Raw genomic sequence first — 12,937 nt, 5'->3', positions numbered from 1 at the left:
TAGGACAAGAGAATGGCTGCAACTTCACTCTTGACGAAGCGAATGAGTTTCTTAACACCAAGAAGGGAGATGCGGAACTGAGCGAACAAGAGTTAGAAGCTGTAGCTGGCGGTCGCCGCGGTTGTAACAACACGATAATCATTTGTAGAATCACGTATACAAGGGAATGAGCCACCCCTAGCATAAATGAGATGCTCCCGTCTGTATCATTGTTAGCAATCTTACAGATGCTACTTGTTAGAATCCGGTTTCTGAAAACCTCGAAAAATACCTTGCTGAAAAAGATCAACACTTTTGGTGCTTTCTTGGCAATAGGTACAGTTAATCGAGGTTTCCCTTATTGGTCTAATACCAAATCCGCTTTTAATTTTTATCAGACCGAAGATTAACATTGTATGCAACAGAATGGTTAATTATTCATTAACTGAATTGAAGGGGTTGGCTTGGCTTCAATATTTGGAAATGACCTTTCCCTCTTATCAAACTGCTTTACAAAGTTTGCAGTTTGAAGACTCTCTTGTTGCCATTGGCGCAAGTGTTGAGCAAAAACCAGTTGGCTTAGGTCTGGCTAGGCTTTACCCTGAAGAAGAAGCAGCTATCATCCTCTCCATCTTTGTTGAATCCCCCTATCGTTGTCAGGGGATTGGCACAGCCTTACTCGCGCATTTAGAGCAGGTGTTTAAGCAACGAGGTTGTCGGTATGTTGAATTAGTTTATACAAGCGACCAAACGACAACTCCGTCTTTAGAACATATACTGAAAAAAGCAGGTTGGACACCGCCAGAGTTACGGGTGTTAATTTGTAAGGCGATCAAAGAGCAGATGATTCAAGCATCCTGGCTACACAAATATAGTTTACCTGCTGGTTTTACAATCTTTCCTTGGTCTGATTTAACGGAAGCAGAACGAAGTAGAATTTTAGAAAAACAAAATACTCAGGCGTGGTATCCAGAAGTTCTTTCACCTTTTTTAGAGGAAGACAAAAGAGAGCCACTCAACAGTTTAGGACTTCGTTATCAAAAAGAAGTCATCGGCTGGATGATAACCCATCGTCTTGCACCAGATACAATCCGCTACAGTAGCTTTTTTGTCAAGAAAGAGCTACAAAAGGTCGGGCGTGGCATTCCTTTATTAGCCGAGTCGATTAAAATCCAGTGTAGTAGCCATATCCCCTACGGAATGTGGACAGTATCCAAGGATAATCCAGCCATGTTGAGTTTTGTTAAACGGCGAATGGCAAGCTATATGATGTCAATTAAAGAATCTAGAGGTGTTTCTAAAGTGTTATAGTAAGTTATCTGATGAAAATTAAAAGAAGGAGGCTTTTTTTGTGAGCGCAATCCCATCTGATTTAAAACCAGAATTAGCCAAGATCGTCTGTCAAGCTACGTTTATTTCTGAACGTCTCAGTCATCAAACAACATCGACTATCTCAAGCCCATTTAATGAAGAGATAGCAAATATTCGTTTGAATCATTGGTGTAAAGTCAGTGCCTCTGGAGATTGGGATAAATTTTACAAACGTCTAGAGTGGAATGGTTGGGAACGCGATGCAGTTTTGCGAGTACTTGGTACAGAGTTAGAACCTGAAACTTACTCCTTACCCAGTTGGGCTTTAACCCTAGCTGAGATTATAGAAACAGTTGCACAATTAACCCAAGAAAATCTCGAACCCTTGCCCAGAGATTCTAATGACCCTAAACCCTTTGAAGATGTTTTTTTACCTTTGGTTCTGGTTGGAAGACAAAAACTTCTTGCTCGCTTAGGAGTAGAATCATTATCTGACGAAAATTTGCCTTTAAAACGATTGGAAGAATCTGCTTATCTAAGTCTAGAAGATGGTCTTTACCAAAGACTTTTTTATCTTTTAGTAAAAACTTTAGATTTTGAGTTTTCTCATTCTCGTCCCCTCGGGAAAAACTTGCTCAATTTAATAATTCCGAACAATAAAACTACATCAGGTAACAAAAAATATCTAGCTTTTGTTGATAAATTATTATCAGATGGATTCTTGGGGTTTTTTCAAAAATATCCCGTATTAGGTAGGTTTATTGCAACCACTATTGATTTTTGGGTTGAGTCAACGGCAGAATTTCTAGAAAGACTGGAAAATGATTTATTAGAAATTAAGGGAGAATTTTCCCAGATAAATGATTCGATTGATTCTAAAATATCAGAAAATCAGCTAGGAAAAATTAAAGAAATTAAGCCGGACTTGTCTGATCTTCATCATCAAGGACGTTCTGTGATCGTGCTAACTTTTGCCTCGGGGCTAAAGTTAGTTTATAAACCGAAAAAAATAGGGGTTGACATAGCTTTTAACCAACTTTTATCTTGGTTAAATCAACAATTAGAAAACTTAGAAAGTTCTGCACAATCTCCCCTGAAAATTCTTCGGATTTTAGATAAACAAACCTATGGATGGAGCGAATACATTGAACAAAAACCTTGTCAAGATACCGCCGCTGCTAAACGTTTTTATTTACAGGCGGGAAGATTGTTATGTTTGTTATATTTTCTAGGAGCAAATGATTTTCACCACGAGAATTTAATTGCCTACGGCGATCAACTGGTGATGATTGATCTAGAAACAATCATGCACCATGAAGCTAAATGGATGGAAGATTCGGAAGATGAAACAGCCGGAGAAGCAGCGATGAATCAATTGTCTGATTCAGTCTTACGCACGGCATTGTTACCGACTTGGGAGTTTAATATCGACACTTCTGTCGCTTATGATGTTAGTGGATTGGGTAGTATTGATATTCAACCTATGCCGGTACCATTTCCTGTCTGGAAATCGATCAACACCGACGATATGTATTTAGCACAGGAGAAAATAGATAGACCTCTGCAAGCTAATGTTCCTATGCTTAATTCACAGCCACTTTACCCGAATGATTATCTAAAAGAATTGATTACAGGCTTCGAACAAGTATACCGTTTCTTGATTGAACAGAAGGAAAACCTATTAGCAGCAAATGGACCTTTATCGCCATTCCAGACACAGGTAGTCAGATTTCTGTTCCGTTCCACCAAAGTTTATGGGGCTGTTCTCAATAAGACGCGAGGGGCAGAATTTCTCAAACATGGACTAGAGTGGAGTATTGAAGCAGATATCTTGAGCCGGGCTTTTCTCAATAACCAAAATAAACCTCAAGCTTGGCCTATTCTAGAGATGGAACTTCAAGCCATCTCCTTAGGAGATGTTCCCTATTTTAGTGCTGCTACGGTAAGCGATGACCTCAACTTAGGTGGTGAACAGACTATACCGGAGTATTTTAAAGGATCATGTTTTAATCAAGTTGAACAACGATTAAAACGGATGAATGAAACTGACTTAGCTCAACAATCTAGAATTATTCAGTTGGCCTTTCAGTCAAAAATTACTGGAAGTTTCTCCTCAGAAAGAAGCAAAATTGAGTCTAAAAATCAGGAAGAAATTACTAAGACTCTGTTGACTGGCGACCAGTTTGTTACCAAAGCAATAGAGATTGCTCAAGAAATCGAAGACCAGGGAATTATTGGTTCTGATGGTAGTCTTTCTTGGATTAGTTTAGCTTTTGTTCCGAAAGCAGAGAGATTTCAGCTACAACCTTTGGGAGAAAGTTTCTATGATGGCAATTGCGGTGTTGCTGTCTTTTTTGCAGCCTTAGCCCGTGTGACAGGGGACAGTAAATTTGAGAAGTTAAGCCTTAATTCTCTTCAATCTTTACAAAGCTTCTTACAAAATGCGGATGCTGAGGCAATCAAAATTTTTGCCGATAACTTTGGCATTGGCGGCGGAGTAGGACTAGGTGCGATTATTTATTGTCTCGTCAAAATCCGACAATTTCTCGATTTACCCCATCTCTCTCAAGAAGCACAAAAAGTTGCTCAATTTATGAGCCAAGAGATTATTGATAAAGATACTAATTTCGATATAGTTAAGGGTGCTGCTGGGACAGTTTTATCCCTTTTAGCTCTTTATCAGGATACGGGGACAAATTTTGTTTTGGATAAGGCTCAAGCCTGTGGTCAACATCTGCTGAAATTTTGTGATTTGCGCTATAACGAGAAATCAGATACCTATAAACCATTGACTGGCTTCTCTCATGGGGCCGCCGGAATTGCCTATGCACTTTTACGACTCTATGAGGTGACTCAAGACCAGGCTTATTCAAGGGGCGCACAACAGGCGATCGCCTATGAAAATAGCAAATTTTTCCAAGAATTTGGTAATTGGCGCCAAATCATCCCCACTGAGGAGCCTTCTGCTGCACCAGTGTTTTGGTCAACTTGGTGCTACGGAGCGCCTGGTATTGGTTTAGGACGTTTAGGCGGTTTATCTAGCTATAAAACTGACGAAATTCTGGCTAATATTGAAGCGGCTCTCAAGACAACCCAAGAGACTCCCTTGCAGGAAGTGGATCATTTGTGCTGTGGCAATTTAGGTCGCTGTGAAGTTATGTGGGTCGCTGCACATAAACTGTCTAATCCGCAATGGTACAGTGCTGCTCAAGAATTAGCAAGTCGAGTAGTCAATCGAGCTTCTCAAACAGGCAAATATCAACTGTTTGCTGATTTGCCGACATCCGTGTTTAATCCCTGTTTCTTTCAGGGTTTGTCTGGTATTGGCTACCAATTTCTTCGCCTGGCTCATCCTGAGTCTTTACCTTCTGTATTACTATGGGAGTGAGCAGTCTATCTTAATAGGGAGGAATTAAATTAATCATGCCGACTAACTTTAATTCTAATGAAGCAATCAGCTATAGTGTTGCCTTAGTCATCATTGGCTTGGTAATATTACTCGGCTTATGGTTGCCAGATTTTTTACATAAAGATTGAGAGCGTAATATATCGCTCTTCTGGGACTTTCGGAAATCCCTGACCGAATCTAGGTTCTGAAACTCTTGGTTGACAAGCGAACGCTAACTTTTTTTCTAATAAAAACTCAAATTTCGGGTTTCTGTTAGTTAGCACTCGTTTGAAGGCTTACCCATAAGAGAGCTAGAGTTGAGAGACTGTAAGATTTTTGCCAGAGTTCCAGAAGAGCGTTATACTAAATCCGTTGAGTATAGGCTAGTTATGAGGAGAGACAAAAGGTTTCGGCCGTGAGCTTAGCCGAACGGCAAGAGGCACTCATGCAAAGGGGAGAATAAATAATCATTCTTTAATAACCAGATTTAGTATTAATCATAAAGTGCAGAATGTGGTATATAATATCTGTTGAAAAACCAAAACAATAACTAAAAATGATGCTAAGAGAAATTTTAGTCAACTCTTTAATATTGAGCTTGAGTTTGATAGAGGTAGAGTTGGCGGAAGCAAATCCTTTGCAAACAAGTTTTTCAAACCGATTTCCCGATGTATCTTCAATTAAAGATAGCAGTAGAGAAACTACCTTTAAACCAAAAATATTGCAGCAAAAACAAAATTATCTTGAAACAAACTCGAAAAAAATTAGTAATGATATTGTAGAAATTCCAATGGAGAAACAAAATCAGAGTTTTCCCTCCGAGCTAAATTCCAACCCTAACCCCTTGCTTTTGCCAACTGAACAAGACATAAAGCAAAGTCAAGAACATTTAATAGCCATTACTTTAGAACAAGCAATCGAACTAGCAAAGCGCAACAATCAGCAATTAAAAATAGCCATCCTCCAATTAGAATCAAGTCGTGCTGGGTTAGCAGAAGCAACAGCTGCTCTGTATCCTACTTTATCACTTTCCACAACAGCAACGCGGGCATTATCGGCTAGTGGTGAACTTGCCGCTCAGGCAAACGAAAAACAGCAAATCGCCACCCTCAATGGTTTTGAAACACAGCTACAAAATAGCCAAGCACTTGTTAATTTCCTGCAAGGGCGGGTTAATGCCAAGCAAGAGGAATTAGACCAAATTAACAACATTATTGTACCCTCTCCCCCCACCGATATAGCTCCCGATTTAGCGCAACAAATAGAAGCTCTAAGTCCTTTTTTTGTCCCGCAATCAGCCGTAACTCAATTCGCCGGACAGACCCAAATCAAAAAAAGCATTGAGCTAGAATTTTTAACGAGGGATTTGCAACAAGCTCAAAGTTCATTACAGTCACAGCAGGAGCAGATTGCATCGACGCAACAAAGTATTGCCCAAATTAGTAATTTTGTTACAACAACAGTAGATGGGAAACTCTCCTTATCTTATAACATCTATTCTCCCGGCAGACAGGCTAACATTAACTCGGCTAAAGAAACTCTGAAAATTAATGAATTGGAAGTAACGAGGATAGAAGATCAATTAATCCTAGATGTAGCTCTTGCTTATTACGATTTACAACAAGCCGATGCCCAGGTGTTGATTTTCCAGAACGATATTAATGACCGAACCAAAAGACTTGAAAGCATAGAATTAATGCTCAATGTTGGTTTAGCTACTAAGTTGGATTTACTGAATGCCCAAGTCGATTTAGATAATGCCATTCAGGAACTGCGTAATAATCAAGCAATTCAAGAAACAACCCGTCGAAATTTAGCAACTATCTTGAATTTGCCCGCCTCGATAACCCCGATAGCGGGCGATCCCGTCAGTCAAACTGGAGTATGGCAGTTGCCTTTAGATAAAACTATTCTCTTAGCTTTTAAAAAACGCGTGGAGCTAGAGCAAAGGTTAGCCGAACGTCAACGTAGCGGCGCCCAGCAACAGTTAGCCTTAGCTGTTATCAGACCAAGTCTCAGTATTTTTGCTGAATATAATATATTATCTCTTAGCAGTGAAGATCCAAATCGCTTTACCCCAAAGGGAACTGAGGATGGCTATGCTTTTGGTTTAAACTTTAACTGGCTTTTTTTTGATGGGGGAGCCGCAACCTCTAGAGCGAAACAAGCCGCCACAGGGATGGCAATCGCCGAGCAGCAGTATTCGGAAACAGCGAATAACATTCGCCTAGAAGTAGAAAGGGCCTATTATCAGCTACAACCCCAATTAAGGAATATTGAGACGGCTACTCAAAGTATCAAGCGAGCGGAAGAGGCACTTAAAGCAGCCGAAATCCGTTTTGATCTTGGGGTTAATACCCAAACGGAAGTACTCGATGCACGAAATCGTTTAGTTCGGGCTCAGAACAATTTAATTAATGCCATTATTACTTATAATCGTTTGGTTTTTCGTTACTTGGTATGGTTCGATAGGGGGGCATAAATCGACTAAATCCTTATCTGGTAAGAGACTTAATTGATTAGTTCGCTCTATATCAAAAACAATTGACAAAAATCGCTAAATGCCTTTCTATATAAGGGTTCCATCCCTTATAACCCCCGTCCATTGCATAACACAAACCGAAGAGCCAAAAAAGTGACTAAAATCCAAATAATCTAGTCCTGAGCATCTCAACTTCGAGTTAAATATTTGGCATGAATTCTTAAAGTCCTGAAAAAACCTGAACTTTTCTGTCTTGACACAGACCGTTATCGTAGCTAATCTGCTAATTAAATAATTATCTATGCAGGAAAAATCTATGTCACCTATTCCCTTGTTAATTATGGAAGAACACCACGAAGCATTTTTTATTTGGAACTATGCGGTCTTAAACGGATGGATTCCACCCAAAAAAAACCTTTTACTTCATGTTGATGAACATTCGGACTTTGGTACTCCTAATCTATCCCACTCTCTTAACTCACTCAATGGTGACTTAGAAAATATTTATAACTTTACTTATACAGAATTGGGAATTGCAGATTTTATTGTTCCTAGTATTTATCAGGGGATTTTTAATGAACTTTATTGGTTAAGACAAACTCATAACGCTGAACAAACCGAGGTCATGAATCATGTTTTTTCTTTAAATGCGGAAGGAAAAATTTTATTTGTAACCGAAGATGTCAACAAGGCGGGACTCTTTAATCTCGATAGAAAACCTTTAAAAAATAAATTAATCACGACGACAGATTCCCTTGTCAATCAAGAAAAAACTGTCGTTGTGGATATCGATCTAGACTATTTTTCTTGCGATAACCAAGCGGGAGAGGTTTTGGAAATAGAAGTGAGTAAAGAAACCTATGAATCTTTCTTAAATAATCCCTACGATCCGATTCGGATTAAGCTGGGTGGAACGGCTAAAATGAAAGAGAAAAATGGTAAATCTTACTTTTTTATGCAGCGACCTGTTATGGAATCTTTTCTCGAAAAAGACCGAGCATTAAAAGTTTCGCAAGCAGAAATTCTTGAAAGAATCGATAAGTTTAGCACCTTTCTCATTGACAATAAAATCCAGCCTAAATTAATTGATATTTGTCGTTCGAGATTGAGTGGATATACCCCAGACGATCAATGGCAATTTATTGAATCTAATTTAATCGAAAAACTCCAGGGTATTTATCCAGTAGAAGTAAAATCTATCCAAGATATTTTATCGGTTAAAACTTAGCGATTTTGCAACTCATAAGCACTGTCAATCGATCGCTCCTAAAAGTTTTAGAGTATTTTTTTGAGCTTCGGTCAATCCCCGAACCATAGTAATGCTCATCCCTTCATAGGGGCGTTCAGTTCTGATCGTCTTACAACATCGACCGGTTTTCATATCCCAAAGTTTAATCGTTTCATCTTGTCCCCCACTGGCAAGCAATTGCCCATCAGGGCTAAAAGCAACCGATAAAACCCACTGTTTATGGCCTGTTAAGGTTGTTAGGTCTCGACCTGAAGGCATCTCCCAAAGCTTAATGGTTCGATCGCAACTACCACTTGCTAAAATGTCGCCTTGAGGATTAAAGGCAATGGTCTGAATCCAACTATCGTGACCTTGAAGGGTTGCTAAACATTTCCCGCTTTGGACATTCCATAGTTTAATCTTAGAGTCACAAGAACTACTGCTGATCAGATTACCTTCTGGACTAAAGGCCACCGCCAAAACCCAGCTACCGTGTCCCGTAAAAGTCGTCAAACATTCCCCTGTTTCAACTTCCCACAATTTTACTGTTTTGTCTTCACTGCCACTAACAAGAGTAAGTCCATCGGGACTGAACTGGATCGACCATAAACAGCCTGTGTGACCATGTAACGTTTTTCTACAATGACCTGTGGTAATATCCCAAAGTTTAATCGTTGCATCACCACTACAACTAGCTAGGGTCAACCCATCTGGGCTAAATGTAATCGTCCGAATCCAGCGAGTATGTCCTAATAAAGTTTTTAAACACTGGCCAGTCTTAGTATCCCATAATCTAACACTATAATCACTGCTCCCAGTAGCTAGCAAAGTTCCATCTGGACTGTAAGCGATAGAACTGATCCATCCTTTATGTCCTTCTAACTTCGACCATTGGTCAGTCTCAATTTTCCATAGTCTAACAGTTCGTGTTTCACCACTAGCCAGTGTCTTGCCATCAGGACTAAAGGCTACTGATTGAATCCAACTACCATATCCTTGCCAAGTTTTCCAACATTGGCCTGTGTTAACCTCCCAAAACCTGATGGCTCGATCTTCTCCCCCACTCACTAAAATAGCACCGTCTGAACTAAATAGCACTGAAGTTAGACGATTATTATGGCCATGGATGGTTTTGAGACATTTCCCTTCTTCTACATCCCAGATTCTAATGGTGTGATCTCCTGCCCCACTGGCCAGCAAGTTTCCTTGAGGACTAAAAGCCACTGAACGTATTCGCTCCGTATGACCTTCAAGTGTAAAGATACACCGTCCTTGGTTAATATCCCAAATTTTAACTGTATGATCGCCACTACCACTGGCTAAACGCTGACCATCTGGACTAAATGCGACATATCGAACCCATTGGCGATGTCCACTAAATGTTTGCAAACACTGACCTGTTTCTGTATCCCACAACTTGAGAGTATGGTCTTCGCTACCGCTAACAATCATTTTGCCGTTTTTACTAAAAGCGATTGACCAAACAGTGTTTTCATGTCCGTTCAGAGTTTGTAAACATTCTCCAGTATCCACACTTCGGAGAGTAATATTGTAGTCATTGCCACCACTGGCTAAGATTTTTCCGTCGGGGCTGAAAGCAACCGTATAGATGCGGCAATTATTTCCTAAAAAGGTGTATAAACAACTACCATCCTCAACAGACCATAATTTCACCGTCTGATCACTACTAGCACTGCTGAGCATTTTTCCATCTGGACTAAAGGCAACTGCGTGAACCCATTCTGTGTGTCCTTTACAACTTAATAAAAGTTGATTATCTGCCACTTGCCAGAAATGAATCTCACCGTTGACATCTCCTGTGGCAAGAATTTGTCCATCAGGGCTTAAAGCAATTGATAAAATATTGGTTATTTGTTTGGCAAATACGCATTTACTCAAATCGGAATAAGCCAAATTAACTTGATGTAAATGTGTATCTTGAAGATAACTAGACCAAAGACTAAGATAGGAGAAGTCATAACCAGTTAGGTCAATATTAAGATAGCCAAAAATATTAATGATATTACCGGCTAAATATCCCAGTTTTTGAGGATTATGTTCTTGCCAGGTGAGGAGAATTTCCTTGAGTCGCTCAACAAGTTTTTCTTCAGTATAATAAATACACAACAAGTTTTCAATAAGAGGTTTGATTGTTAATTTTATCTGTAATTTCCTGATATGTTCTTTTCCATTAATATTGAGAAAGGCATAGCAATTAAGAAGATTTATTTCTCCCGTTGTTATCTCGCTAGTAATCCGATTTATAAATCGATAAATTAAATACTCTCTAATGGACGGATGTAAGAAGAACTTGTTTTGATACTTTTCAATTAGACATCTCTGAATTAAAGATTTTAATTTTATTAGTAAATTTTGTTGAGAAATAGGAAAAATTTCTGCTTTTAAATCATCGATCGATAAAGATTGTTGACTCAAAGCTATACAGTAAAGAATATTTTGCTCTAAATCAGATAATCTAATAAACTGTTCCTCAAATAAATTAGATATTTCATCAACAAAAAAACTTTGCTCTTGTAAAAAACTACTAATATCGCAATTAAATAAATCTTTAATGATTCCACAAACTAATTTAAGAATAAGAGGATTTCTACCATATTTTTCAATCAAGATAAGGGAATCAGATTCAGATTTACTTTCGCATCCTTTTAGCTGAATTAACTTAAGGCTGGCTGAGACACTTAATCCGTTTAACTGTAAAGAGCGAACTGGCAAAGTTTCCCCTTGCATTAAAGAAACTTCTTTTTGTTTTTCTCTACTGGTTATTACTAAAGTGCTTTGATGGGAACTTTCGCCTATTCGTTTGAAGAAATTTCCATATTCTTGAAAACCATCTTGATAAGATCCTACTTGGACTCCACTGGACATAATTGATTCACAATTATCTAAAATGATCAGACAGCGTTGTTGTCTGAAATGCTCAATTAATAGGGAAATTTGGTCATCAACACTTACTAAAACTTTGTTTTCTTGATCTTGACTGATAATTGACAAAATATCAAGTAGAAGTTTTCTTATTGACATAACTTGACTCAAGGAACGCCAAATAACCCAATCAAAATCGCCCTGAATTTGCTTGGCTAACTGAATTGAGAGATAGGTTTTTCCAATGCCAGCTATTCCAAATAGTGCAACTAAACGAACCCGTTCTCTAATAATCCATTGTTTAAGAGTGGCAATTTCTTCTTGACGATCATAAAATACCGATATTTCTGGGGCTTCACCCCAATCTTGCCCTAATTTTGACTGCGATAGGGTATAAGTCTGTAAAATTGGCTTGTACGAGTCTTTAATTGGGTTAATACCAGAAAAGTTTTTAGCCTTATGTCTTTCTAAAACAGCCCGAAAATTGCTTTTTTTGACTTTTTCGCCACAGGCTTCAGACAGGCGATTCCATAGTTTGGGACCTACATCTTGTTTAATGTAATTGGGCGAATATCTGTAAGTCTTAGCAATTTCTTCATAGGAAAGCCGATTTTCAGTCCACGATGCCTGAAAAATTAACCGTTCAAGATCGCTCAAATGTTGGCCAGAGTGATTAAAAACTATGTTCTCAGCCAAAGCCATGGCTTCTTCAAGATTCATAAGCTATTTCCCCTTAAAAAGGTGAGTAAGGACTTGTTTAGCTAAAAAAGTGTCAGCAACAAAAGACCTCTCCATAATATTATCTTAAGACCAAAAGTCTTTGTAGTTAAGGAATCTACCCGAATAAAAATTATTTTAATTGCCTCATATTTTTTCAGTGAAATTGAATTAGCAACGATAGATATACATTTCAGGCATCGAACTATTTAGTTAGTACGCAGACTAAAAGCAAGCTGTGACTAGGTTATAATTTTTGGAGATGTCTAAACATTGATAAATCAAAATAGGGACTCATACTAAATCCGTTGAGTACAGGCTAGTTATGAGGAGAGGCACTCATGCGACAGGCAAAAGGGAAAATAAATAATCAGTTTTTAATAACCAGATTTAGTATGACAATAGGCTAAAATAACGGTACTTTTCAGCATTGTAGCGACGATTCCTAGTTCTGACCGCACTTTTCCAGAAAAATTTACAATTATTCAACGCAATTAATGGTCTGTCACAATATCAACCCATTACCCAGTAGTTTCCCCAGTGGTTTCAGGAGCGGAAAACCCCGTCAAGGATAGAAGTTGTCGTTTGGCGGTTTCCCGTTCGGCTCTTCTGGTTCTGTGTGGAAACGGGGTCTATACTGATAGAATATCCGCAAAATAGTCCTAAAAGTCTTGCCCAGTAAGCATTTCACGATTCCATAAGCAAAAATTATCACACAAAGTCGAGAAGAGCCCCCGTTCGAGACGGTAACGGTTCAACTGAATCTCTAACTGTTCTCGTTGGGCGATTCTTGTTAGATAGGTTTCGGTGGTTGACATCCTCACCGCCGTAAACGGACGGCGATTCCCAAACCTCACGATTTGGGTTTCTGCTTCTTTCCCTTGCGGGGTTCCGCACCTGCCTTAACAGATTTACTCTGTTCTGGTCTTATGGTCGCTCTACAGACTGA

The 12,937-nt window shown here is 38.9% G+C and carries 5 protein-coding genes; 4 read left to right on the top strand and 1 reads right to left on the bottom strand.

The window, feature by feature from the left end; all coding sequences use genetic code 11:
* The first annotated feature begins 405 nt into the window (after positions 1 to 405).
* The 4 genes from EWV68_RS01045 to EWV68_RS01030 all read left to right on the top strand — a co-directional run bounded on the left by EWV68_RS01045 (position 406) and on the right by EWV68_RS01030 (position 8,388).
* Positions 406 to 1,290: a GNAT family N-acetyltransferase gene (locus tag EWV68_RS01045; RefSeq protein ID WP_287168520.1), complete on the top strand. Its 885-nt coding sequence runs from the start codon at positions 406 to 408 to the stop codon at positions 1,288 to 1,290.
* A gap of 40 nt (positions 1,291 to 1,330) precedes the next feature.
* Complete coding sequence (locus EWV68_RS01040) at positions 1,331 to 4,678, top strand: type 2 lanthipeptide synthetase LanM family protein (protein ID WP_287168519.1); 3,348 nt, start codon at positions 1,331 to 1,333, stop codon at positions 4,676 to 4,678.
* Positions 4,679 to 5,468: 790 nt separating this feature from the next.
* A complete protein-coding gene (locus tag EWV68_RS01035) occupies positions 5,469 to 7,160 on the top strand; it encodes a TolC family protein (protein ID WP_287168517.1) in 1,692 nt (563 codons plus the stop codon).
* 316 nt (positions 7,161 to 7,476) lie between these two features.
* The gene (locus EWV68_RS01030) at positions 7,477 to 8,388 is read left to right on the top strand and encodes a peptide arginase family protein (protein ID WP_072319816.1); all 912 of its coding nucleotides are present in this window, start codon (positions 7,477 to 7,479) and stop codon (positions 8,386 to 8,388) included.
* 24 nt (positions 8,389 to 8,412) lie between these two features.
* Here EWV68_RS01030 and EWV68_RS01025 read toward each other — a convergent pair whose 3' ends face one another.
* Positions 8,413 to 11,991 (bottom strand): WD40 domain-containing protein, encoded by a 3,579-nt coding sequence (locus EWV68_RS01025; protein WP_061432528.1) that lies wholly within the window; start codon positions 11,989 to 11,991, stop codon positions 8,413 to 8,415.
* Between the last annotated feature and the right edge of the window lie 946 nt (positions 11,992 to 12,937).

This window comes from Microcystis sp. M_QC_C_20170808_M9Col, assembly GCF_007095495.1.
GTDB classification, from domain to species: domain Bacteria; phylum Cyanobacteriota; class Cyanobacteriia; order Cyanobacteriales; family Microcystaceae; genus Microcystis; species Microcystis aeruginosa.
Note: the sequence above shows the minus strand (reverse complement) of the source record. Positions and strands in the feature narration are given on the sequence as shown.